The 23,682-nt window shown below is 40.5% G+C and carries 24 protein-coding genes; 10 read left to right on the forward strand and 14 right to left on the reverse strand.

Going from position 1 to position 23,682, the window contains the following annotated elements; translation table 11 throughout:
• Positions 1 to 5: 5 nt before the first annotated feature.
• The 5 genes from trmB to yceD all read right to left on the reverse strand — a co-directional run bounded on the left by trmB (position 6) and on the right by yceD (position 3,594).
• The gene (gene trmB, locus DDU33_RS04415; RefSeq protein WP_108923386.1) at positions 6 to 764 is read right to left on the reverse strand and encodes a tRNA (guanosine(46)-N7)-methyltransferase TrmB; all 759 of its coding nucleotides are present in this window, start codon (positions 762 to 764) and stop codon (positions 6 to 8) included.
• 12 nt (positions 765 to 776) lie between these two features.
• Complete coding sequence (locus tag DDU33_RS04420; protein WP_108923387.1) at positions 777 to 1,727, reverse strand: beta-ketoacyl-ACP synthase III; 951 nt, start codon at positions 1,725 to 1,727, stop codon at positions 777 to 779.
• 116 nt (positions 1,728 to 1,843) lie between these two features.
• The gene (gene plsX / locus DDU33_RS04425; RefSeq protein WP_108923388.1) at positions 1,844 to 2,863 is read right to left on the reverse strand and encodes a phosphate acyltransferase PlsX; all 1,020 of its coding nucleotides are present in this window, start codon (positions 2,861 to 2,863) and stop codon (positions 1,844 to 1,846) included.
• A gap of 19 nt (positions 2,864 to 2,882) precedes the next feature.
• Entirely contained in the window at positions 2,883 to 3,053 is a 171-nt protein-coding gene (gene rpmF / locus DDU33_RS04430; protein ID WP_005598552.1) for a 50S ribosomal protein L32, read from the reverse strand.
• 16 nt (positions 3,054 to 3,069) lie between these two features.
• On the reverse strand, positions 3,070 to 3,594 hold the full coding sequence (gene yceD / locus DDU33_RS04435) for a 23S rRNA accumulation protein YceD (protein ID WP_005820589.1): 525 nt from the start codon (positions 3,592 to 3,594) through the stop codon (positions 3,070 to 3,072).
• 220 nt (positions 3,595 to 3,814) lie between these two features.
• Here yceD and DDU33_RS04440 point away from each other — a divergent pair, with 220 nt between their 5' ends.
• From DDU33_RS04440 to DDU33_RS04460, 5 genes are all read left to right on the forward strand, one after another.
• Positions 3,815 to 4,606, forward strand: a complete 792-nt coding sequence (locus tag DDU33_RS04440; protein ID WP_108923389.1) for a cytochrome C assembly family protein — start codon at positions 3,815 to 3,817, stop codon at positions 4,604 to 4,606.
• Between the two features lie 54 nt (positions 4,607 to 4,660).
• A complete protein-coding gene (locus DDU33_RS04445; protein ID WP_108923390.1) occupies positions 4,661 to 5,929 on the forward strand; it encodes an HlyC/CorC family transporter in 1,269 nt (422 codons plus the stop codon).
• Positions 5,930 to 6,255: 326 nt separating this feature from the next.
• Entirely contained in the window at positions 6,256 to 7,782 is a 1,527-nt protein-coding gene (locus DDU33_RS04450) for a sodium-dependent transporter (protein WP_108923391.1), read from the forward strand.
• Positions 7,783 to 7,787: 5 nt separating this feature from the next.
• Complete coding sequence (locus DDU33_RS04455) at positions 7,788 to 7,883, forward strand: methionine/alanine import family NSS transporter small subunit (protein WP_202795059.1); 96 nt, start codon at positions 7,788 to 7,790, stop codon at positions 7,881 to 7,883.
• A 79-nt stretch (positions 7,884 to 7,962) separates the two neighbouring features.
• The gene (locus DDU33_RS04460; protein WP_005820602.1) at positions 7,963 to 8,625 is read left to right on the forward strand and encodes a trimeric intracellular cation channel family protein; all 663 of its coding nucleotides are present in this window, start codon (positions 7,963 to 7,965) and stop codon (positions 8,623 to 8,625) included.
• A gap of 92 nt (positions 8,626 to 8,717) precedes the next feature.
• Here the strand turns inward: DDU33_RS04460 and DDU33_RS04465 are convergent, their stop codons facing one another.
• Both DDU33_RS04465 and nirK read right to left on the reverse strand, forming a co-directional pair.
• Positions 8,718 to 9,704, reverse strand: a complete 987-nt coding sequence (locus DDU33_RS04465) for an IS110 family transposase (protein WP_108923392.1) — start codon at positions 9,702 to 9,704, stop codon at positions 8,718 to 8,720.
• Between the two features lie 364 nt (positions 9,705 to 10,068).
• Positions 10,069 to 11,124, reverse strand: coding sequence for a copper-containing nitrite reductase (nirK, locus tag DDU33_RS04470; protein ID WP_108923393.1), 1,056 nt, complete (start codon positions 11,122 to 11,124; stop codon positions 10,069 to 10,071).
• Positions 11,125 to 11,291: 167 nt separating this feature from the next.
• Here nirK and DDU33_RS04475 point away from each other — a divergent pair, with 167 nt between their 5' ends.
• From DDU33_RS04475 to DDU33_RS04485, 3 genes are read left to right on the forward strand one after another with little or no spacing between them, the layout of a single operon-like run.
• A complete protein-coding gene (locus tag DDU33_RS04475; RefSeq protein ID WP_108923394.1) occupies positions 11,292 to 12,215 on the forward strand; it encodes an aminoimidazole riboside kinase in 924 nt (307 codons plus the stop codon).
• Between the two features lie 58 nt (positions 12,216 to 12,273).
• Positions 12,274 to 13,695, forward strand: coding sequence for a glycoside hydrolase family 32 protein (locus DDU33_RS04480; protein ID WP_108923395.1), 1,422 nt, complete (start codon positions 12,274 to 12,276; stop codon positions 13,693 to 13,695).
• A gap of 20 nt (positions 13,696 to 13,715) precedes the next feature.
• Entirely contained in the window at positions 13,716 to 14,735 is a 1,020-nt protein-coding gene (locus DDU33_RS04485; protein WP_108923396.1) for a substrate-binding domain-containing protein, read from the forward strand.
• Positions 14,736 to 14,801: 66 nt separating this feature from the next.
• On the opposite strand, the gene DDU33_RS04490 is transcribed toward DDU33_RS04485, so the two are convergent.
• From DDU33_RS04490 to DDU33_RS04520, 7 genes are all read right to left on the reverse strand, one after another.
• Complete coding sequence (locus DDU33_RS04490; protein WP_108923397.1) at positions 14,802 to 15,737, reverse strand: DMT family transporter; 936 nt, start codon at positions 15,735 to 15,737, stop codon at positions 14,802 to 14,804.
• A complete protein-coding gene (locus DDU33_RS04495) occupies positions 15,737 to 16,375 on the reverse strand; it encodes a nitroreductase family protein (RefSeq protein ID WP_108923398.1) in 639 nt (212 codons plus the stop codon). The genes DDU33_RS04490 and DDU33_RS04495 overlap by 1 nt, the downstream gene beginning before the upstream one ends.
• Positions 16,376 to 16,462: 87 nt before the next feature.
• Positions 16,463 to 16,756, reverse strand: a complete 294-nt coding sequence (locus tag DDU33_RS04500) for an AzlD family protein (RefSeq protein ID WP_005818425.1) — start codon at positions 16,754 to 16,756, stop codon at positions 16,463 to 16,465.
• Complete coding sequence (locus DDU33_RS04505; RefSeq protein WP_157951828.1) at positions 16,756 to 17,436, reverse strand: AzlC family ABC transporter permease; 681 nt, start codon at positions 17,434 to 17,436, stop codon at positions 16,756 to 16,758. Before DDU33_RS04505 ends, DDU33_RS04500 begins: the two co-directional genes overlap by 1 nt.
• Positions 17,437 to 17,446: 10 nt before the next feature.
• Positions 17,447 to 18,241: a peptide ABC transporter ATP-binding protein gene (locus DDU33_RS04510; protein ID WP_108923399.1), complete on the reverse strand. Its 795-nt coding sequence runs from the start codon at positions 18,239 to 18,241 to the stop codon at positions 17,447 to 17,449.
• 82 nt (positions 18,242 to 18,323) lie between these two features.
• On the reverse strand, positions 18,324 to 19,400 hold the full coding sequence (fbaA, locus tag DDU33_RS04515) for a class II fructose-bisphosphate aldolase (RefSeq protein ID WP_005821250.1): 1,077 nt from the start codon (positions 19,398 to 19,400) through the stop codon (positions 18,324 to 18,326).
• Between the two features lie 103 nt (positions 19,401 to 19,503).
• On the reverse strand, positions 19,504 to 20,679 hold the full coding sequence (locus tag DDU33_RS04520) for a phosphoglycerate kinase (protein ID WP_108923400.1): 1,176 nt from the start codon (positions 20,677 to 20,679) through the stop codon (positions 19,504 to 19,506).
• Between the two features lie 331 nt (positions 20,680 to 21,010).
• Between DDU33_RS04520 and DDU33_RS04525 the strand changes: the two genes are divergently transcribed.
• Together DDU33_RS04525 and manX are read left to right on the forward strand one after the other, a co-directional pair.
• Positions 21,011 to 22,399 carry an SLC13 family permease gene (locus DDU33_RS04525; RefSeq protein ID WP_208620295.1) on the forward strand — a complete coding sequence of 463 codons (1,389 nt, stop codon included), beginning with the start codon at positions 21,011 to 21,013 and terminating at the stop codon, positions 22,397 to 22,399.
• A gap of 295 nt (positions 22,400 to 22,694) precedes the next feature.
• Positions 22,695 to 23,672 (forward strand): PTS mannose transporter subunit IIAB, encoded by a 978-nt coding sequence (gene manX, locus DDU33_RS04530; protein ID WP_108923401.1) that lies wholly within the window; start codon positions 22,695 to 22,697, stop codon positions 23,670 to 23,672.
• Positions 23,673 to 23,682: the final 10 nt, after the last annotated feature.

Here is a 23,682-nt window from a genome sequence, read left to right on the forward strand (position 1 = left end):
TAAAATTAGTTAAAAGATTTTTTTGTAAAATAGAGATCCCAAACACCGTGTCCGAGTTTATATCCACGCTCTTCAAATTTAGTTAAAGGGCGGAAACTTGGACGAGGGATAAAATCATTGGTTTCGGAAGTATTGTGTAGCTCTCGTTCAAACTGGCGTAATACCTCTAGCATATGCTCTGCGTAGTTTTCCCAATCGGTCGCAAAATGGATAAAACCATTCGGCGACAGTTTGGTTAATACACGAGTAATAAATTCAGGTTGAACAATACGGCGTTTATGGTGTTTCGCTTTTTGCCACGGATCGGGGAAATAAAGCTGTAATCCACCCAATGAACCATCAGCAATACTATCTCGCAAAATCTCTGTCGCATCGTGACAGATCACTCGCAGATTTTTCACGCCTTTTTCCAAGGCATAAGCGATACAAGCCCCCACCCCTGGTGTATGGACTTCAATCCCAATATAGTTGCGATCAGGATTTTGCTCAGCCATTTCTACTAAAGAACGCCCCATACCAAAGCCAATTTCAAGCACCACAGGATTGTTGTTGCCAAAAATCGCTTCAAAATCAAAAGGCGTATTTTGATAATCTAAACCGAGATTTTCCCAGTTATTATTCATCATATCACGTTGATAATCGCTTAAACGCCCAGTGCGAAGAACGAAACTACGCACTTTACGTAGATAACGGCCATCAGGTGTAAATTCTGCTTGTTCAACAGTTTTACGTTTTTTATCGGCAAAAGTAATTTTTTCAGACATCATATTCACCGATTAAAATCTAACAAGGGCAGAACCCCAAGTCCAACCGCCACCAAAGGCTTCAAGAAGCAATAGTTGCCCACGTTTGATACGCCCGTCACGCACCGCTTCATCTAGGGCAACAGGAATGGTTGCAGCACTGGTATTACCATAACGATCTAAGGTGATCACAACTTGATCCATCGACATATTAAGTTTTTCAGCCGTTGCACTGATGATTCGTATGTTTGCTTGGTGTGGGATAAGCCAATCTAATTCGGATTTATCTAATTGATTAGCCGCTAAAGTTTCTTCAACCACATCAGAAAGCTGTTTTACTGCTAATTTAAAGGTAGCATTACCTTGCATAGAGATAAAACCCGAGCGATCGTTTCCACGTTCCACATTCGGTAGCACAAGGGAATCTTTAGTATCGGCAGATGCGTGTAAATGAGTTGAAATAATGCCTTTTTCTTCACTTGCCTCTAGAATAACTGCGCCAGCACCATCACCGAAAAGAACAACGGTGCTACGATCCGTTTCATCCAATTTACGAGAATTGAGATCAGAACCCACCACTAATGCTTTTTTAACTTTTCCAGTACGCACAAATTGATCGGCAACGCTTAAAGCGTAAACGAAGCCGGTACAAGCAGCTGCCACATCAAAAGAGATCGCATCGTCAATACCTAACATTCCTTGAATTTGGCATGCCGCACTTGGGTAGGCGTGAGAGTTACTGGTTGTCCCCACCACAATTAAATCAATCTCTTGCGGATCGAGATTGACTTGTTCCAAACATTTTTTTGCTGCTTCAAAACCCATTGTGGCAACCGTTTCGTCCGCTGCTGCAATACGGCGTTCTTTCATTCCTGAGCGGGTAACAATCCACTCATCAGAAGTCTCTACCATTTTTTCTAAATCAGCATTTGTACGAACTTGAGCAGGCATATAGCTGCCGGTTGCTAAAATCTTGCTGTTCATATTTTATTCTCAATATCTTAAAATGAATTCCACTATTATAGCGTGAAATGGGGTAAATTTATAGAGTAAACAAGCGGTATAAATTTGGCAAAAAGATGCAAAAATCGGTAAATAGATTACAAATGTACCAATCGTTGTTGAATTTGTTGGGGAATCTGAGATTGAACTTGCCGAGCCGCATATTCAATCGCATAAAAGAATGCTTTCTCGTTTGCGCCACCGTGGCTTTTTACCACAACTTTAGATAAGCCAAGGAGTGTTGCGCCATTGTGTCGATCAGGATTGATTTTTTGCAGTTTACGGTAGTAAGGATATAAAATTGCTTTCATTACATAATTTTTAACCATCAAGCAAAGGTGTGAGCTTTCGGGGTTTTTATGTAGTGAGATAATATTTTTCGCGGCTCCCTCTAAGGCTTTTAATGCAATGTTGCCACTTAAGCCATCGCAAACAATGACATCAGTGAGATGATTGAGCAACTTATCACTTTCAATAAAACCTTGATAGTTGATATCATGACGAGTTCGTAAATGTTGATGTACATCACGGATAAGTTGCGTCCCCTTACTATCTTCTGTGCCTATGTTAAGTAAAGATAAGCGAGGATAAACCAAATCTAACATTACTTCAGCAAAAAGATTGCCCATCTCAGCAAATTGAGTGAGTTGCTTTTTATTCACTTCAACATTCGCGCCTAAATCCAGCATTACGGTAGATTGTCCGTTCATTGTTGGAATAAGCGAAGTTAATGCCGGTCGATCGATATTTGGAAGTGGTGTAATAAGTAATTTGGCTAAGCCCATCAACGCCCCGGTGTTGCCGCCGCTGATACAACCATCCGCTAATCCTTTGGCTACGGCCTCAATGGCAAGTCGCATAGAGCTGTTTTTACTCTGTTTAATGGCAAGAGAGAAAGAGGCATTAGCATCAATAACCTGTTCAGTATGATGAAATTGGATACGCTGTTGATATTGTGGAGGGATTTTCTCTAAAAAAGGCGCAGATTGTTGCTGATTGCCAAATAGAAGAAAAGAAAGCGTTGGATTTTGCTCCAAGGCTTTTAAGGTTGCAGGAGTAGTAACACGGGGACCAAAGTCCCCGCCCATTACATCTAACGCAAGAGTCAGATGACTCAAGTGATACTCCAATAAGGAATTACTTGTTGATTACTTTACGACCACGGTAGTAACCGTCAGCAGTTACGTGGTGACGTAAGTGAGTTTCACCGGTAGTTTTATCTACTGATACTGCAGCAGTTGTTAAAGCATCGTGTGAACGACGCATATCACGACGTGAACGAGATTTTTTGTTTTGTTGAACAGCCATTGGCTATACTCCTAAGTTAGTTCTTTTTTAAATTAGCTAATACAGCGAACGGGTTCGGTTTTTTCGCCAGTTCTTCGGGCAATTCGCCAAAAACCTGTTCCTGCGTGGACACTTCACAGTGTTCAGCGTTATGCATCGGGACTAGAGGTAATTCAATGATAAATTCATCTTCAATCATATCTAGTAAATTTACTTCGCCAAATTCGTTAGTTTCGATTGGCTCATAAATCTCGGGCAAATCGTCCGCCTGATTCATATTTGACACTGGACTGAAACAAAATGTGCAGTCGAGCGTTTGCGTAAATGGGTTACCGCATCGTTGGCATTCAAGTTCCACATCAACAGTGGCTGTGCCTTTAATCACAGTCAGTTTTTGTGGATCGATGTATAACGAGAGAGTAACTTGTGCATCGCTTAGCACGTTACTAACAGATTCACCCAAACGACTAAGGAGACTAGCAGAAATGTAGCCTTCGTAATCCATTCGACGCTGTGCGTCTTTATATGGGTCAATAGTTAGGGGTAGTTTTACCTTTTGCATAGGGTCGATATATTACAGATAGAATGTCAAATAGTCAAAAGGAAAATCGGCTTTTTTGCAAAAATCCATTCAGAAACGACCGCTTACTGATGTCCCCTTTGATATAAGCTAAATTATTCAAAAAATTTTTCTTTAAAGATAGCCAAAAAGCGATAAAACTGGTAACTTTTGCAACTAGCTGAAAATTATTCTTAATTAGACAAGATTTATCGAGAGAGAAATGTTATTTGCCATTCTAACAATTATTGCTTATTCCGGTGCTTTATTATGGGTTGTGCCAACTTTGGTCAATCTTGAAAATCAAACAAACAGCGATAAAAAACCGAATATAAAAGCGGTATTTAGCATCGGGCTGTTGGCAGTTGTTTTACATCTATTCAGTTTATCTCGCGAGTTCTTTTTATCGGAAGGGCAAAATTTTACTTTAGCGAATGTGAATGCTTTGATGAGTTTACTTTTAAGTGCGGTCGCAACATTAGCGCTTCCTAAATGGAGAACATTATGGTTCCCGTTAATGGTGGTTTATACCTATGGTATTTGTAGCGTTGCCGTTACTCTGATTTCAACGGGGCATTTCACCAAAAATCTGTCTGAAAATGCTGGACTGATTTTTCATTTAGGTATCGCACTTTTTTCTTATGCACTTTTCTTCCTTGCTTTGATTTATGCCTTCCAGTTGAAATGGTTAGATCATAAATTGAAGAGTAAGAAAATGGTCTTTTGTGCCATGTTGCCGCCTTTGATGACGGTAGAACGCCACTTTTTCACATTAACACTTGCGGCTCAAGCTCTTCTAACCGTGACCTTAGTCAGCGGAATGATTTATTTACATAACTTTTTTGCACCGGAGCAAGTGCATAAAGCGATGTTCTCTTTTGCCGCTTGGATAGTGTATAACATTCAATTGCTTGGACAATGGAAGTTACGTTGGCGAGGAAATCGTGTGCTGGTTTATTCAATCTTAGGCATGCTTTTATTAAGCATAGGTTATTTTGGTAGCCACCTGATTTAGGAAAGGTACTTTCTGTACTTTACAATACGTTATTTTTGATTAAGGATTTTCGTTTTGGACAGTATCCCCCTGAGTAGTTTATTTATTACTTTAGCGATTCTTCTACTTTTATCTGCTTTCTTCTCCGGCTCTGAAACAGGGCTGATGTCTTTAAACCGTTACAAAATGAAGCACCTTGCCGAACAAGGGCATAAAGGTGCTCGACTTGCGGAAAAACTGCTTGAAAAAACCGATGTATTACTAAGCTTCATTCTCATCTGTAATAACTTGGTTAATATCGCCGCTTCAGCGATTGCCACCATGATCGGTATGCGTATTGCCGGCGATGCCGGTGTGGCAGCGGCAACGGGTATCTTAACTTTTGTGATGTTAGTTTTCTCTGAAATTTTGCCAAAAACCATAGCAGCCATTTACCCGGAACGCATCGGCTTTTTTGTCAGCTATATTCTTACACCGCTCAAAAAATTATTCTTACCGCTCGTCTTTTTGATGAATTTAATCATCAATGCGTTAATGAAGTTGCTGCATATTCGTAAAGATGAAAACACGGGATTAAGCGCAGAAGAATTAAGAGGCGTAGTATTAGAAGCCGGCAAATTTATCCCAACCGAGCACCAAGATATGCTGATTTCTATCCTTGATATGGAAAAAGTCACGGTGGATGACATTATGGTACCTCGCAATGATATTGGCGGAATTGATATTGATGACGACTGGAAAGCCATTATGCGCCAACTCACCGGTGCGGCACACGCCCGTGTTGTGATTTATAAAGGCAATATGGATAAAAACGTCCTCGGTATGCTCCGTGTACGAGAAGCGTTCCGATTGATGCTAGAAAAAAATGAATTCACCAAAGAAATGCTTGTGAGAGCGGTTGATGAAGTCTATTTTATTCCCGAAGGCACGCCATTGACTACGCAGTTGATGAATTTTAAAACCAATAAAGAACGCATCGGCTTAGTCGTAGATGAATACGGCGATATTAAAGGCTTGGTCACACTCGAAGATATTTTAGAAGAAATTGTCGGAGAATTTACCACCTCAACGGCACCAACGTTAGAGGAAGAAGTGAAGCCCCAATCAGACGGTTCAGTCATTATTGAAGGCTCAGCAAATCTGCGAGATTTGAACAAACTCTTCGGCTGGCAATTGCCTCTGGATGAAGTTCGTACCTTCAACGGTTTAATTCTAGAGCACCTTGAAAAAATCCCCGATGAAGACACGCAATTTGAACTATATAACCTAAAAGTGACCATTCTAGAAGTGGCGGACAATATGGTTAAACAGGCAAAAGTTGAGCCGATTATTTTAGAGCAATAACATACTTAACGATAAGCGGTGGAATTTGTAATGTGATTTACAAATTCCACCGCTTGTTTTTTACTCAATTAAAAAAGAAATAATCCTACTATTTTTCTAAAATGAAACTATGTAATAAATCTAAAAAGTTGAACCTGCCAGTTTTTAAAACTTACGCAAACGTTGTCGTTTAGAGTTTTATGCTAATAAAAGGCCTAAATATACATTATTTCTTATATTTTCTTCCTTTACTTTTTTTCCTCTTAGGCATATTCTTCAACTGTTTACGATTTTTCGTATTTTTTTGACTTAAAACAAATAGATTTATTTTTTTAGAGGAACTTTTCGTGTCTAATCAAAAAATTCAACCAAAACGTGAGACCTTTGCCGGTCGTAAAGCGTTTATTATGGCTGCCATCGGTTCAGCTGTTGGATTAGGGAACATTTGGCGTTTCCCTTATACCACTTATGAAAATGGTGGCGGTGCATTTATGATCCCTTATATCGTGGCACTTTTAACCGCCGGGATCCCACTTCTCTTTTTAGATTTTGCCATTGGTCATCGCCATCGTGGTGGTGCACCTCTTTCATATCGCCGTTTTAACAAACATTTTGAAACCTTTGGTTGGTGGCAAGTGTTAGTAAATGTCATTATCGGGCTTTACTATGCGGTGGTACTTGGCTGGGCGGCAATTTATACCTATTTCTCTTTCACGAAGGCGTGGGGCGAAAAACCGGTAGATTTCTTCGTAGGCGAGTTCTTAAAAATGGGCGATATTGCCAATGGCGTGAGTTTTGAATTTGTTGGTATGGTGGTAGGCCCACTACTTGCAATGTGGATTATTGCCTTAGCTGTATTGGCATTTGGTGTTCAAAAAGGGATTGCAAAAACCTCAGGAATTTTGATGCCGGTGCTTGTTGTGATGTTTGTGGCGTTAGTAGGCTATGCATTAACCTTACCGGGGGCGGCAAAAGGCTTAGATGCACTCTTCACACCAAACTGGGAAAAACTTTCTGATCCAAGTGTGTGGATTGCCGCATACGGTCAAATTTTCTTCTCTCTTTCAATCTGTTTCGGGATTATGATTACTTATGCTTCATATTTGAAGAAAGACTCGGACTTAACGGGAACAGGGTTAGTTGTTGGTTTTGCGAACTCAAGTTTTGAAGTGTTAGCCGGTATCGGGGTATTTGCAGCACTTGGCTTTATGGCAATGGCAGCAGGGCAAGAAGTGAGTGATGTGGCAAAAGGTGGTATCGGCTTAGCTTTCTTTGCTTTCCCAACCATCATTAACGAAGCGCCATTCGGCTCAGTATTAGGGGTGTTATTCTTCGGCTCATTAACCTTTGCCGCATTAACATCATTTATTTCAGTTATCGAAGTAATCATTTCAGCGGTACAAGATAAATTACGTACAGGACGTGTGCAAACAACCTTAATCGTAGGTGTGCCAATGATGATCGTTTCAACCGTTTTATTTGGCACGACAACAGGTTTACAAATGCTCGATGTGATGGATAAATTTGTAAACTACTTTGGTATTGTTGCGGTGGCATTTGTTTCATTAATTGCGATTGTGGCGAATGAAAAATTAGGTTTATTAGGCGGACATATCAATGCAACCTCTTCATTTAAAGTGGGCTTTGTATGGCGTTTATGTATCGTGATTACCACGGGTATTCTTGCATTTATGTTGTTCAGTGAAGGAGCAAAAGTGTTTACCGAAGGTTATGAAGGCTATCCTAGCTGGTTTGTGAATACCTTTGGTTGGGGCATGGCAATCAGCTTGTTAGTAGCGGCATTCTTGCTTTCTCGCCTAAAATGGAAAGATTTAAATCTTGCCGAACATAAAGTTGATAAAGATTTTGAGTAGGAGGAATGATGAGTACTTCAGCAATTATTATGATGCTCGTGGCGTTAGTGATTATTTGGGGCGGCTTAATCGCAGCGATTAAACACTTACCAAAAGAATAAACGAGTTTGTAAAATTATCTTAAAAGATGACCGCTTGTAGGTATAATACAAGCGGTCATTTTTATAGGAATTTTTACGCATGTTGCTTTTAACACTCTATATTATCGGGATTACCGCAGAAGCGATTACAGGTGCGTTGGCTGCCGGTCGGGAAAAAATGGATATGTTCGGTGTGATTATTATTGCATCGGTTACAGCCATTGGTGGTGGTTCGGTACGAGATATGTTATTAGGACACTACCCGTTAGGCTGGGTAGCACATCCGGAGTACTTGCTCATCGTGGCAGGCGCAGCCGTTTTCACGATGTTTATTGCGCCTTTTTTAGGTTATTTCCGCACGATTTTTTTAGTGTTAGATGCCCTCGGACTGATTGTGTTTTCGATTATTGGTGCACAAGTTGCCTTAGATATGGGGTATGGTTTAGTGATCGCTTGTGTAGCGGCGGTGGTAACGGGTGCCTTTGGGGGTGTGTTACGAGATTTGTTGTGTAATCGTATTCCGCTGGTTTTCCGAAAAGAGCTCTATGCCAGTATTGCGTTTCTCTCTACTTGTATCTACATCGGCTTGCAAGAAATAGGATTGAACCAAAATGTCGTGGTTATTGCCACGTTAATTTTAGGCTTTGGGCTTCGGTTATTGGCGATGCGGTTTAAGCTGGGCTTGCCTGTTTTTGAATTTGATGAAGCACAGTACTTAGGCAAGGGCGATTTGGTGGATAGATTGTCAAAACGGAAGAAGTGAGTTGATAATGAAACGCTAAAGTTATTTAACTATGCGGTATTATGTAGTGTTATGTGAGCAATATATGTAGATACCATAAGACACAACAAATTTTATTTCATAAATGTATCTAAATTAAATGCCGTCTGTTTTTGCAATACAGCCTGTGCAATAGTGACTAATTTACGCATTAAAGCAGTGATAATTACCATTTTAGGCTTACCACACTCAAGCAACCGCAATACAAACGAGCGATATACGCTATTTTTGTAGCAGCCAAAGGCAAAATTCATTGCAGGACAAAAGAGCGCCTTGCGAATGTCGGATTGCCCGATTTTTGAGATACCAATAACGGTATTTAAACTTTTCCCCGAACTTTTAATCATCGGGGTTAAGCCTGTAAAAGTGGCTGCTGCTTTTGCATTTTTAAAACGATTGCCATCACCTAAATGGGCAATCAGTTGAATGGCGGTTGCAAAGCCAATAGCAGGAATAGTGCAAAGCAATTTTACATTGTTTTTCAATGTGTTATCTGCATTAACGCACTGTTTAATCGTTTTCTCCAAAGCCTTAATCTGCGCTTTGATGAAGGCAATCATCTGCTGTGTTGAAGCAATGCAATCGCTATCAATCAACATCGTTAGCCGTGTTTTTTCTTGTGCCAACTGTTTTTTCAGGTGGTCAAGTTGGCGATTTTTACGCAACAATTCCCGTTGAGCAGGGGAAATTGGCTGATAAATCGGTAATTTATGACGCTTTTCATCGGCATAATCGGCAAGCATTTTTGCGTCGATTTTGTCGGTTTTAGGGCGTAAATTATCGGTTCTCGTGAAATTTGCACTACATTTAGGGTTAATTACGCTAACGGTGATTTGCTGTTGAAACAGAAAATCAGCTAGGGCTTCGTGATAAATATTGGTGGCTTCCATTACGCAGTGAAAAGTTTCACCAAATGTATTGAGCCACTGCATAAGTGATTGAAATCCTTCTGGATTATTTTCAAACACTTTATGCTTATGTTTGCTGTTTTGTAATTTAATGGCAACATCAAATTTAGCTTTGGCAATATCAATGCCAACGTAATATAATGGGTTATCCATTTGACCTCCAAACCTTGTGAATGCGGGCTACGGAAAACGTGCCTGAGATACCATTCGGGGTGATAGTGGATGAGGAAGTAGGCTTATATCTACACTACGTGCTTAATAGCACTAGGGACGCCACAACTTTCTCTTTAACCCCATTATGATAGTACTCGTAATGGGGTTTTCTTTTACCCATATTCTAATACAAGGGACGCCACGCTGGCGTCCTAAAAAAAACACTATTTATAACGTTGCCTTAACTTTAAAAGGGATTTAGTTTGTCTATATTGTGTTAATTTACGGACGCCAGCGTGGCGTCCCTATGTCAACTAAAGGTTTTTGCAAGCACTACGTAATGTAGTAACTATACAACCTAAACTTAATGCGTAAACCCTGCATTCACATCCGCATCAGGGTTGTGTTTATTAAAAGGTTCTTCTTTGATTTTACCTTGATAGATTTCCGGATTATCTTTTCCCTCAACAATTAATTGACCTTTAGCCCCTTTTTCTGCACGAAATAGACTGTGATCTAAAAACGTATATTTCCCCGGCACTTGCATTTCCATTTCAACGATTGTAGTACCACCAGCTGGAATAAGCGTGGTTTGTACATTATGATTTTGTAGTGTGCCGCCTTCAACATAAACGGTATCAAAAGTGCGACCGATAAGATGGAACGAAGATATTTTATTGGGGCCGGCATTCCCGACAAAGAAGCGGACATTTTCCCCCACTTTGGCTTTTAGCGCATTTTGTTCGGTTAAAGCGCCGACTTTGCCGTTAAACACCACATAATCAGGCAGTTCATAATCGGCTTTCATCATATCAAAGACTTTAAGGTTAGGATTAGCACCATCTTTTACATAAAATTCATTCTGCATAATGTAGAATTCTTTATCGACTTTCGGTAAGCCCTCTTTAGGCTCGACTAACATTAAACCAAACATGCCTTTACCGAGATGTACGCCAACCGGAGCGGCACCGCAGTGGTAGACATACAGTCCGGGTGTCATCGCTCGGAAAGCAAATGTGGTGCTTTTCCCCGGTGCGGTTAAACTGGCTTCGGCTCCCCCATCCGGTGCGGCAGCAGAGTGGAAATCAATAGCGTGTTCCATCTTGCCATTGATAGGGTTTGAGAGCTGTACTTCCACCATATCGCCCTCACGTACCCGAATAAAAGGTGCAGGCGTTGAGCCATTAAACGTCCAATATTTAAATTGAACGCCTTTATCAATAGTCATGATTTTCTCAAGGCTTTCGAGTTTGACAACGACTTTTGCCGGAGTTGTGCGCTCAAGTGGTTTTGGCACATTGGGGGCTGTCGTTAATTCTGCTTCAATAGTAGGCAGTTGAGCGGCTGGGACTAATTCTGCAACGGGGATCGCAAAAGCAGATGATGATAGAAATCCTAGGAGGAAAAACGTTTTTTTCATAGTAAAGACCTTTGTATAATCGGTAAACGTTTTAGATTATAATGCTTTAAATGAACAAGCGGTATTTTTTCAAAAAAAGTTTGCAAATTTTAAGTTGAATTTGCAAACCTAAACCGTTTTAGCTAAGATCCGTTTCAATATTTTTTGTTATTAAAGAGAATTATTTTATGAGTAAAATTTGGGTAACAGGCGATGCCGTTGTTGATTTAATTCCAGATGGAGAAAATCACTATTTAAGATGCGCAGGTGGTGCACCGGCAAATGTGGCAGTTGGGGTTTCTCGCTTAGGTTGTGAGGCAGGATTTATTGGTCGAGTGGGTAATGATCCGCTGGGTAAATTTATGCAACAAACGCTTCAAGCGGAAAAGGTTTCCACCGATAATATGATTTTAGATCCGCAACAACGTACATCAACGGTCATTGTCGGCTTAGACGATGGCGAACGTAGCTTTACGTTTATGGTTAATCCAAGTGCCGATCAGTTCTTAGAAGTTGGCGATTTACCGACTTTCCATCAAGGCGATTTTTTACATTGTTGCTCGATTGCGTTAATCAACAATCCTTCTCGTTCAACCACTATTGAGGCAATTCGCCGTATTAAAGAAGTTGGCGGTTTCTTCTCTTTCGATCCGAATTTACGTGAGTCGCTCTGGGCAAGCCTAGATGAGATGAAAGAGGTGGTAAACAGCGTGATTGCAATGGCAGATATTCTGAAATTCTCTGAAGAAGAATTAACGCTTTTAACTAACACCACGAATTTAGAAGAAGCCACGAAGTTAATTACTGCACAATATCCGGAAAAATTGATCATCATTACCTTAGGGAAAGATGGGGCAATTTATCACTTAAACGGTAAGAGCCAAGTGGTAAAAGGCAAAGCATTAAAACCGGTAGATACAACAGGTGCAGGCGATGCTTTCGTAAGTGGATTATTAGCCGGTTTATCGCAAGTATCAGATTGGAAAGAAGAAGCAACGTTAGTTGAAGTCATCCGCAAAGCAAATGCTTCAGGTGCTTTAGCTACAACGGCAAAAGGTGCAATGGCTGCGCTTCCAAACAAGGCGCAATTAGAAGCATTTTTAGCGAATTAAGGATATAGGTGCGTTAATACGCACCTTATTTATAAACAAAGTTTTTTGAGAATTCATTATGCACATTTTCAACAACGGCAAATACAAAAGCCTTCACGCACAATCCCCAGATGAGTTAAACCAAATTCGTCAAACGGTACTTTCTGATCACGATTTCTACCCAACTTACCACTTAGCACCAAAAACAGGGTTATTTAACGATCCAAACGGTTTGATTTTTGATGGTGAGAAATATCACATTTTTGCGCAATGGTTCCCTTATGATGCGATGCACGGCATGAAGCATTGGGAGCATTTCATTACCACCGATTTTCAAACTTTCACAAAAGGCGATTTACTTATTCCTGATGAAATGTTTGAGTCGCACGGTTGCTACTCCGGCGGTGCGATTTTATGGGAAGATAACATTGTCGCATTTTATACCGGCAATACACGCCGTCCATCAGATAATGAACGTGTACCACACCAAAACATTGCGATTTTTGATAAATCGGGCAAATTATTAGAAAAACGTTGCATTATCGATCAAGCACCGCAAGGCTATACCGAACACGTGCGTGATCCAAAACCTTATATTACCGCAGAAGGTAAAATCCGTTTTGTATTGGGAGCGCAACGTGAAAATCTAACGGGAACCTGTTTAATCTATGAAATGGATAATTTAAATGACACACCTCGTTTAGTGTCAGAGTTAGCGGTTAAAGATTTTGATAACAGCCACGTCTTTATGTGGGAATGCCCTGATCTTTTCCAATTAGGTGGTAAAGATGTTTTTGTTTGGTCGCCACAAGGGAAATTACGTGAGCAGTACCAATTCCAAAATAACTATCACGCGACTTATGCTTTGGGTACGCTTGAAGGTAATCAACTCAATGCGGAGCATATCGAAGAGTTAGATTACGGCTTTGATTTTTATGCGCCGCAAACGGTACAAAACAGCGATCGCATTTTATTTGGTTGGATTGGTCTGCCGGATTTAACTTACCCAACGGATAAATACAAATGGCATTCTACGCTGACAATGCCACGTCAATTAACGTTAGAGAACGGCAAAATTACACAACGCCCTATCGTGAAATTAGGCGAGAAACAAGCGGTAAAATTGTCGGGCGAAATTGCAAATTTAGATACCAGTTATTTGCAAGTTAAGGTTGAAAATCAACCGCTTGAATTAACATTCTTCCGCAATACAGAAGGGCAACATCTTGCCTTGCGTTATGAAAATGGCGTGTTAAGCTTGGATCGTTCTCAAACCACACAAACGGATCTGATGGAAAAATTTGATACAGTGCGTAAAGTGAAAGTGGATCGTCTTGATGAAATTGAGATCTACTTTGACCGCTCAATTGTAGAAATTTTTATTAACGGTGGCGAGAAAGTGATGACCTCACGTTTCTTTATTGCACAACGTGAAAATCAAGTCACAAGTTCTCGAGCAGTGGACGCTCAAATCGCACAGGTTCAAGCCATTCAATTTTAAGGAAAATAAAGGGTAGGGTTGTGAAATTAACGCAACAAAAAAGATTAACACTGAATGATATTGCTAAATTGGCAGGCGTTTCGAAAACGACTGCCAGCATTATCTTAAATAATAAGGAAGAGGATTTTCGTATCAAAGCGGAAACGAGCCGTAAAGTTCGTGAGGTGGCTGAGCAATATGGCTATCGAGCTAATGTGTATGCTAAAGCCTTGCAAGCGCAGCGAACGAATGTGATTGGCTTGGTTATTCCCGATTTGACCAACTACGGTTTTGCCCAAACAGCCAAAACCCTAGAAAAACTCTGCCGAGAAAATGGGTTACATCTGTTAATTGCGTGTTCAGACGATAACCCTACCCAAGAAAAAAATGCGATTGAGAGTTTGCTAAACCGCCAAGTCGATTTATTGATTACGGCGCCAACGCATCAAGATCCGGATTATTATCAGGCGATCTTAAAACATACGCCTGTATTGCAATTAGACCGATACATTCCTGATTTGGCTATTCCTTCCATTACCAGTCAGGATACCGAAAGTATTGCGGAATTGGTTGAAAATATTGTTCGGGCTTATGAATTAAACTCTTTTTACTACCTCGGCGGGCAACTGTCGCTATCGCCGAGCCAAAATCGTTTGAAAGGGTTTCAAATCGGGCTGGAACAAGCGCATTTAAAAGCGGAAAGCGGTTGGATTTTACATAAAGATTACCAACCTGAATCCGGCTATCAAATGTTAGCGGAGGTGGTTGAAAAATTAGGGCATTTACCCGATGCGATTTTTACCGCTTCTTACACCCTTTTAGAAGGCGTTTTGCGTTATTTAACCGAACACAAATTGATGAGTAAGCTGGTGACGAAAGAGCTACATTTGGCGACGTTTGACGATCATCATTTGCTAGATGCATTGCCTTTCCACATTCATTCCATTAAGCAAGATCACGAAACAATCGCTAAACAAACGTTCAGGCTAATCAATGAGATCTTGCAACATCAAACCACTCAAAGTGTGAAGATTGAGTGTGAAATTATTTGGCGTAGGTAGGTTGAAATGAAAAGAGGAGCAATTGCTCCTCTTTTTCTAGGGGATATTGTAACAAGCGGTTCAATTTTACCCTTGTTTTGCAAATTGGATAATGATGACGCCGATGAGGAGTAACATTAGCCCAATTAGTTGCAAAATCGAAATGGCTTTTCTCGTTGAACCAAATAAACCGAATTTATCTATGGTAAGGCTACCGCTGATCAAACCCAGTAGAAAAAGTACAACAACACCGCCTGTTCCTAATTCAGGAACAAGTAGAACGCTTCCGAAAATAAAGCAAGCACCTAATGAGCCACCAAACCAGATCCAAATCGGTCTCTCTTTTCCTATGGCATTTTTGAGCTGTTTAAAACTCCGTTCGTAGCATAAGATGAGTAGAAATAATCCGGCTCCGCCTACAACGAAAGAAACCCAAGCAGCATAAACGGGGGAATGAATTTCTTTAGCAAGCTGTGTGTTAATAGCTGTTTGGCTCGCAAGTAATAATCCAACACCAATACCAAGTAATTGCCAGAGAAAAAGCCATTTTTCATTAGCGTTAGTTTTAGCCGTTTTAAGAGAAGGAAGTAAAACGGCGCAGAGAATACCTAAACACACGAAAAGTATGCCGATACCTCTCATCAAATTAAAACTGTATTGAGGGGCATTAAACCAGCCAAAATGATCGATTAGCATCGCCATGATCACTTGCCCTAAAATCGGCATAATGGCAGTTTGTACTGCCCCTAACTTGGGGAAGAGGAGAATGTTGCCTGTTAAGCCGAACATTCCCAATAATCCACCAATCCAAACCCACCAAGGCACATGTGCCCAGGTCTCCATATTGAGCAAGAATGACGCTTCTTGCCATTGAGCCGCAATGGTCAGTGTGAGCGTACCCACCGAAAAAGAGACAAATGAGGCAAGAAAAGGGGCTTTTAAAAATGAGCGTAATTTGGCGTTAATGGCGGTTTGAAAACTGACACCAATGCCTAACAAAATACCAATAAGTGAAAAGAGCATTATTTTTTAAACCCTTTCCCATTGTTCCACGAGAGCGTATATTCCAACGGTAAACGCACACTTGGGACAGGATCTGTAGCCGCTTTGCCCACAGCAAGTAACATTACCGGTGCATAGCGTTCAGCATCGACTTCTAATAATTCAAGGACAGCTTGGCGATTGAAAATACCAATAGCATGGCTATCGTAGCCTTTATCTTTGATAGCAAGCATTAATTGCATGGCGGCTAAACTGGTATCAATCAGAACTTGGTCACGAATTTCTGCCGGCGAAGCGGCTTGATGTACGCTAAGTAAAAAATTAAAGGCATTTTGGCGGAAGCCTGCACCTAAACAGCCTTTTTCCACGGAATAGTCCAGAATATCGCCGAGTAATTTTTCGTAAGCTAAATCCGCTAATACTAAGACTAAAACCGGTGCAGTTTCACAAGGCGGAACGTTGTGGGCAACGGAGCCAAGCAGCCTGCTTTTTTGAGCTTCATCATCAACCACCACAAAACGCCACGGCTGGAGGTTGGCTTTTGAAGGGGCTTGTAGGGCAAGGGTAAAAATCTCTTCCAGTTCAGTGCGGGGGATTTTAACAGTAGGATCAAAACGTTTAATGGTTTTACGTTGTTCGATAACATCTTTGAGTTGCATAATGTTTTCCTATATGTGATGAATGATAAGCGGTCAGATTTTGTTTTTTATTTGCAAATGAGAAAGAAAATTTAACCGCTTGTTGGTTTAAAAAAGCATACGTAATAATCCTGTTGCGGCAATAGAAATAACCACTGTGGGAAAAAGTGAGAATTTCATCATAGCAAAAAAGGTAATAATTACAGCGAGCGTATCCGCAAGGTTGCCGGATAATATGACCGGCGCAATAACAGAAATCAACACACAACCCGGGACGGCTTCCATCACTTTTTCTGTGGTTGGGCTCAGTTTACGGTTTCTTAAAATAAGAAAGCCGACAATACGGGTTAAGTAGGTGCTAAACGCCATGAGAATAATGGCAAAAAAAACATTCCATTCCATTATTTTCTACTCCAAAAATAGGCTGATAATACGCCCGAAATCGCACCTGCTGCGACATACCAAGCCCCTTCAACGGTATGATAAACACTACCGGCGACAATTAAACTCACAAACCAAGGGCGAGCAGCATCAAAGGTTTTCCACATTTCTTTAAGCATAACCATAAAAACAGCGGTAAATGCCATATCAAAGCCGTATTGTTCAATATCGCCTAAAATCGGTCCCAAATAAGCACCCAAGGTAGTAAAAATGAGCCACATCAAATAGAGGCTAATGGCAACGCCCATATAGTATTTCACATTGATTTGCTGCTGCTTGTGCTTTTGGGTATCCGCTAATGACATTGCCCAGACTTCATCACACATAAAAAAGAGTAAGCCGAGTGATTTAAGGCGGCTGATATGCTTCATATAGAGAGAAAGCGTTGCCCCCATAATCAAATGACGGCAATTGACTAATACAGACATCATCACAATTAAGCTAATATTTACCGGATCTGTCCATAAGCTGATAGCCGTAAACTCTGAACCACCGGCAAAATTCAGCCCGGTCATCATACCTAATTCATAATATTGCATTCCCTTTTGTGCCGCTTGTGCGCCAAGCACGAGGGCAAAGGGAACAAAGCCCAGCATCACGGGCAGGGCATCTTTTATGCCTCGTTTGAAATCGTTATACATATATTTCCTTCTAATCTACCCAAGAGGCATCTGTCAATTTTTTTCCAAAATGGCTTTCGATTAAACGCTCGGTAATTGGACTTTGTGGATTTAGCAGAACCTCTTTGGTTGCGCCATAATCAATGGCTTCTCCTGCATCCATGACTAAGAGTTTATCGGCAATGTGTTTAATTAAGCCAAGATGTTGACCAATATAAATGAACGATAGCCCGAGACGTTGTTGAAGTTCTAACATTAAGTTAATCATTTGTGTCTTAACTGAAAAATCGAGAGAGCTTGAGGTATCGTCAATAATCAAAATCTCCGGTTCAAGAATTAAAGCTCGAGCTAGTGCGACACGTTGTTTTTGGCTACTCGAAGCCGATTGAATGGGCGTTAATACGTGTTCTTTATATAGTCCGACCCATTTGAGGGTATGAAAAATCCGCTGATTACGTTCTTCTTCCGAGAGAGTCGTGAGTGATTTTAATGGTGCATCAAGAATTTGCCCGATATTATGGTTGGGATCGAAGGCATCATTCGGATCTTGGAAAACCATTCGAATATGTTTTGCCCGATATTGGTAGTCGCCAAATGACAGAGGTTTATTACGATATAAGATCTGACCCGAAGTGGGTTCAGTTAGCCCGATGATCATTTTCGCTAATGTGGATTTGCCTGAACCATTTGCGCCTAAGATCGCAAGGGTTTCTCGCTTATTGAGTGAGAAAGAGATGTTGCGGACGGCATAAAAATCTTGTTTACGAAATAAACCAATTTGATCGGTAAAACGTTTATTTAATTGCTGAATTTCAAGGAGCGCCATTCAATCTTTCCTCTTTTCTATGACAGAGAAAAATGGAAAGACCGCTTTTGCAAGCGGTCTGATTTTGCGAAAAGTTTACAAATTATAATACGTTTACGCAGTTTAAGTCTTCGAAAGATTGCTCTAAACGTTTAGACATTGATTCTTCCATTTTACGTAACCAAACACGTGGATCGTAGTATTTTTTGTTTGGAGAATCCGGACCTTCAGGGTTACCTAATTGACCTTGTAAGTATGCTTCGTTCGCTTTATAGAAGTTTAAGATACCGTCCCAAGATGCCCATTGTGTATCTGTATCGATGTTCATTTTGATTGCACCGTAGCTGATTGCTTCACGGATCTCTTCACGAGAAGAACCTGAACCACCGTGGAATACGAAATCGATTGATTTTGCAGGAAGGTTACGCTCTTTAGAAACGAACTCTTGTGATGCACCTAAGATAGATGGTTTTAATTTTACGTTACCTGGTTTGTAAACACCGTGTACGTTACCGAATGCTGCTGCAACGGTGAAACGTGGGCTTACTGGGTTTAATTGGTCGTAAACATATAAAACGTCTTCAGGTTGAGTATATAATTTAGACTCTTCAACATCTGAGTTATCTACGCCATCTTCTTCACCACCGGTAATACCGATTTCGATTTCAAGCGTCATACCCATTTTGTCCATACGCGCTAAGTATTCACGGCAGATTGCCATGTTTTCTTCCATTGGCTCTTCTGATAAGTCGATCATATGAGAAGAGAATAATGGTTTACCTGTTTCTGCGAAGTGTTTTTCGCCAGCTTCTAATAAGCCATCGATCCAAGGTAATAATTTTTTCGCTGCGTGGTCAGTGTGAAGGATTACCGGTACACCGTATTCTTCCGCTAATGCGTGAACGTGTTTTGCACCTGCGATAGCACCAAGAACATCTGCACGAGCACCGCTTGTTGGTTTGATACCTTTACCTGCGTAGAATTGTGCACCGCCGTTTGAGAATTGTACGATAACCGGTGCTTTTACACGTGCTGCGGTTTCTAATACTGCGTTTACAGAGTCAGAGCCTACACAGTTTACTGCAGGGATTGCAAAGTTGTTTGCTTTTGCATAAGCGAAAACTTTTTGAACGTCATCGCCTGTTACTACACCTGGTTTTACAATGTCTAATAATGCCATTTTAGTGTTTCCTTTAAATGTAATGTTTAAGAATTTTTCTTTAGCAGCCCCAGAGGGGCTGAACTATGCTTAACCTAGGGCGTAAGCCCTAGGCTATTAGAAATTAACCGTTTGCACGTTTCTCTAAAATTTCAACTGCCGGTAATACTTTACCTTCTACGAATTCTAAGAAAGCGCCGCCGCCTGTTGAGATGTAAGAGATTTTATCTGCGATACCGAACATATCGATGGCCGCTAATGTATCGCCACCACCTGCAATAGAGAATGCGCCGTTAGCTGTTGCATCAACGATAGCTTGAGCAACCACTTCAGTACCTTTACGGAAGTTAGGGAACTCAAATACGCCTACCGGACCATTCCAAAGGATGGTTTTTGCACTGCGGATAATAGCCGCTAATTCTTCTGCTGATTTATCGCCGATATCGAAGATTGACTCATCTGCTGATACTTCGTTTACCGCTTTTTGTGTTGCTGCCGCTGTTTCAGAGAATTCTAAACCTACACGTACATCAACCGGTACAGGAATGTTTGTTGCTTTTGATAAACGTTGTGCTTCAGGGATTAAATCTGCTTCGTATAAAGATTTACCTACATTGTGGCCTTCTGCCGCAATGAAAGTATTTGCGATACCGCCACCTACGATTAATTGGTCAGCGATTTTTGATAAGCTGTCTAATACAGTTAATTTAGTAGATACTTTTGAACCACCTACAATCGCTAACATTGGGCGTTGTGGTTCTTTTAATGCTTTACCTAAAGCATCTAATTCTGCTGCAAGTAATGGGCCTGCACAAGCAACCGGTGCGAATTCTGCTACGCCGTAAGTTGAACCTTCAGCACGGTGAGCTGTACCGAATGCGTCCATCACGAATACATCACAAAGTGCTGCATATTTTTTCGCTAGTTCAGGATCGTTTTTCTTTTCACCTTTGTTGATACGTACGTTTTCAAGTACCACGATTTCGTTTTCTTTTACATCAACGCCATCTAAGTAATCACGCACTAAACGTACAGGCACGCCTAAATCTGAAGCGTTTAAGTAATCAACCACAGGTTGTAAAGAGTTTGCTTCTTCGAATACACCTTCAGTCGGACGACCTAAGTGAGAAGTAACCATCACTTTCGCACCTTTTTGAAGTGCTAATTTTAATGTTGGGATCGTTGCACGGATACGTGCATCAGATGTTACTTTGCCATCTTTTACCGGTACGTTTAAGTCAGCACGGATAAATAGACGTTTGCCCGCTAAGTCAAGGTCAGCCATTTTAATTACAGACATAATAAGCCCTCTTTTTGTCAAAGTTAAAAATGATAAACGAGTGAAGTATATCACTTTATAATTAGATTTTGCGAATGTAGATCAAATTATTATTTAATTTTTTTATTAAATAAAATAATTCGCTCAAATTGTAAAAAATTTTCTAAATCAGACCGCTTGAATGCTAAAAAAGTTTATTTTTTGTAGTAAATTTAACAATTATTTCACAAAATAATAGAAAAAAGCCAATTTTCAGCTATTGCATTATCTAAAAAAGCATAGTATAACGCAAACGATTGCGATAAAAATTGCATAAAACAAGTTCAAAATTTCAACACAACAGGAAGATATTATGTCAAGCACTACTAAAAATCCAAAGAGAGGCTTGGTCATTCTCGCTCTCGATTTATTGCTCTTTTTTGCCTTGCTGAAAGGGTTGCCATTTTCACCAGAAGAAAATAAAGGGTTAGCTTTATTAGTGTTTGTGGGGATTTTATGGCTAACAGAAGCCTTCAATATTACGGTAACATCATTGATGGTGCCAGTATTTGCGATAGGTTTAAATGTATTGAATACGAAAGCTGCCTTCGCCCCTTTCTCTGAACCTATCATCTTTATGTTCTTCGGTGGTTTTGTGATTGCCGCCGTGCTTAATCTGCAAAAGTTAGATTTATGGATTGCCAGCCACGTGATCCGTTTGGCAAAAGGGAATTTAAAACTGACGATTATTTATCTTTTTGCTGTAACCGCATTACTTTCTCTTTTTATTAACAACACTGCAATCGCCGCAATGATGCTACCGCTAACCCTTGGTATTCTGCATAAAGTGGATTTAAAAGAGAATCGCCGCTTATACGTGTTTGTTTTGCTCGGTGTGGCTTTTAGCTCAAGTATCGGTGGTATGGGGACGTTAGTTGGCTCTGCACCCAATGCGATTTTAGCTTCACAAATTAAGGTCTCTTTCTCTGAATGGTTGCCTTATGGTATGCCGGTAACCATTTTGTTAATGCTTTCAATGGTCTTTTCTTTGTGGGTGGTGTTGCGTCCTAATTTTAATGTGCCATTTGAGACGAATGTAGAAGAGATCCCTTTAACTTCGCAACGTATTATTACCCTTGTGATTTTCGTGGTAACGGCAATTTGCTTAACGGCAGGATCAGTGATTGAGCCTTTAATTCGTTCCGGATTAGGATTAAGTTCATCCATAAAAAGTTTTGATGCAGTAGTTGCAATGGTTGCAGTCGTTGCGCTTTGTATTTTTAACACGGCAACATGGGCTCAAATTCAAGAGCGTGTTGAATGGGGCGTGTTGATGTTATTTGGCGGCGGCTTGGTGCTTGGAATTGTGTTAAAAGATACCGGCGCAAGCAAACTTCTTGCCGATTTAATTGTAAGCTATATTGGTAACCAGCACTGGTTAGTGATGACTTGCGTATTAGCCGCATTCATTGTGTTCTTAACCGAATTTACTTCAAATACGGCAAGTGCTGCATTAATGATGCCGATCTTTATTTCTGTGGCGAATTCACTGGGTTTACCGCCAATTTCATTAGCAGCAATTATTGCTTGTGGTGCAAGTTGTGCCTTTATGTTGCCAATTGCGACACCGCCGAATGCGATTGTGTTTGCGACCGGCTATATCAAACAGTCTGAGATGGTAAAAGTGGGGCTGATTTTAAATATTGCTTCCGTACTTATCTTAGGTTGTCTATCTTACTTCTTCTGGACAACATGGTGGTAGAAAAGAGAATTTAATTTCCATATTAAAACCTCGATATTGAATATCGAGGTTTTCTTTTTTAAGTATAAGTTCTGATTAAGCGGTTGATTTGTAATTATTTTTTACGAATTATTTTGCTATTTAAAAATATAAGCACAAAAAATATTCAGTTAGATAGAGGAAAATGAGAGGTAGATCACATTTTTAAACAAATTTCATTGCCGAAAAATCCCCTTTCATTAAAATCCACCCCGAACAATTTTTTTATGTTGTAAAAAATTAACTGATTTTTAAATTCTCATATAAGGAGCAACCTATGAGCATTGCTATTATCATAGCAACCCACGGTGTCGCTGCAAAAGAACTTCTCGGCACGACCGAGATGTTAATCGGGGAACAAGAAAATGTGGCATACATTGACTTTGTCCCAGGTGAAAATGCAGAAACCATTATGGGTAAATATCAAGCCTTAGTTGAAGGGCCTCTTTCACAGTGTGATCAAGTTCTTTTCTTAGTCGATATGTGGGGCGGTAGTCCGTTTAATGCGGCAAACCGTTTCCAAGAAGGCAAAGCTAATATGGACGTGGTGGCTGGTGTAAACATTCCAATGTTAGTAAACACTTGTATGGCTCGTGATGATGTTGAAACGCTAGAAGAGTTAGTTGAAGTTGCGCTTGAAGCCGGTTCAACAGGTATTCGTTCGTTAAATCATCAACCAAAAGAAGCTGCTACACCAGCACCTGCGGCTCAAACACAGGCACCGGCTCAACCTCAAGTGGCGCAAAAAAATCAAGAAGGTAACTTAGTGATCGGTTTGGCTCGTATTGACGACCGTTTAATTCACGGTCAAGTGGCGACTCGTTGGACGAAAGAGAGCCGTGTTAGCCGTATTGTGGTAGTAAACGATGATGTGGCAAAAGATAGCGTGCGTTCAACGATGCTGAAAAGTGTTGCACCACCAGGAGTAACGGCTCACGTTGTGCCTGTGGATAAAATGATCCGTGTTTACAACAACCCTGAATATGCGAACGAACGTATGATGTTACTTTTCACTAACCCGACAGATGTGGTTCGTTTAATGGAAGCAGGTGTTGAGTTCAAATCGATCAATATCGGTGGTATGGCGTATAAAGACGGTAAGAAAATGATTACTAGCGCCGTTGCTGTTGATGATAAAGATATCGAAGCATTTAAAGTATTAGATGCGAAGGGCATTGAGCTTGATGTGCGTAAAGTATCGAACGATAGCCGTCAATATATGATGGATTTACTCAAGAAAAATAACTTAATCTAAGGAAATTATT

The sequence above is a fragment of the Actinobacillus porcitonsillarum genome (assembly GCF_003101015.1).
GTDB lineage: Bacteria > Pseudomonadota > Gammaproteobacteria > Enterobacterales > Pasteurellaceae > Haemophilus_A > Haemophilus_A porcitonsillarum.

Coding starts and splice junctions, on each gene's coding strand:
- trmB (WP_108923386.1), bottom strand. CDS start 764: ATGTCTGAAAAAATTACTTTTGCCGATAAAAAACGTAAAACTGTTGAA.
- DDU33_RS04420 (WP_108923387.1), bottom strand. CDS start 1,727: ATGAACAGCAAGATTTTAGCAACCGGCAGCTATATGCCTGCTCAAGTT.
- rpmF (WP_005598552.1), bottom strand. CDS start 3,053: ATGGCTGTTCAACAAAACAAAAAATCTCGTTCACGTCGTGATATGCGT.
- yceD (WP_005820589.1), bottom strand. CDS start 3,594: ATGCAAAAGGTAAAACTACCCCTAACTATTGACCCATATAAAGACGCA.
- DDU33_RS04440 (WP_108923389.1), top strand. CDS start 3,815: ATGTTATTTGCCATTCTAACAATTATTGCTTATTCCGGTGCTTTATTA.
- DDU33_RS04455 (WP_202795059.1), top strand. CDS start 7,788: ATGATGAGTACTTCAGCAATTATTATGATGCTCGTGGCGTTAGTGATT.
- DDU33_RS04460 (WP_005820602.1), top strand. CDS start 7,963: ATGTTGCTTTTAACACTCTATATTATCGGGATTACCGCAGAAGCGATT.
- DDU33_RS04465 (WP_108923392.1), bottom strand. CDS start 9,704: ATGGATAACCCATTATATTACGTTGGCATTGATATTGCCAAAGCTAAA.
- nirK (WP_108923393.1), bottom strand. CDS start 11,124: ATGAAAAAAACGTTTTTCCTCCTAGGATTTCTATCATCATCTGCTTTT.
- DDU33_RS04475 (WP_108923394.1), top strand. CDS start 11,292: ATGAGTAAAATTTGGGTAACAGGCGATGCCGTTGTTGATTTAATTCCA.
- DDU33_RS04480 (WP_108923395.1), top strand. CDS start 12,274: ATGCACATTTTCAACAACGGCAAATACAAAAGCCTTCACGCACAATCC.
- DDU33_RS04490 (WP_108923397.1), bottom strand. CDS start 15,737: ATGCTCTTTTCACTTATTGGTATTTTGTTAGGCATTGGTGTCAGTTTT.
- DDU33_RS04495 (WP_108923398.1), bottom strand. CDS start 16,375: ATGCAACTCAAAGATGTTATCGAACAACGTAAAACCATTAAACGTTTT.
- DDU33_RS04500 (WP_005818425.1), bottom strand. CDS start 16,756: ATGGAATGGAATGTTTTTTTTGCCATTATTCTCATGGCGTTTAGCACC.
- DDU33_RS04505 (WP_157951828.1), bottom strand. CDS start 17,436: ATGTATAACGATTTCAAACGAGGCATAAAAGATGCCCTGCCCGTGATG.
- DDU33_RS04510 (WP_108923399.1), bottom strand. CDS start 18,241: ATGGCGCTCCTTGAAATTCAGCAATTAAATAAACGTTTTACCGATCAA.
- fbaA (WP_005821250.1), bottom strand. CDS start 19,400: ATGGCATTATTAGACATTGTAAAACCAGGTGTAGTAACAGGCGATGAC.
- DDU33_RS04520 (WP_108923400.1), bottom strand. CDS start 20,679: ATGTCTGTAATTAAAATGGCTGACCTTGACTTAGCGGGCAAACGTCTA.
- DDU33_RS04525 (WP_208620295.1), top strand. CDS start 21,011: ATGTCAAGCACTACTAAAAATCCAAAGAGAGGCTTGGTCATTCTCGCT.
- manX (WP_108923401.1), top strand. CDS start 22,695: ATGAGCATTGCTATTATCATAGCAACCCACGGTGTCGCTGCAAAAGAA.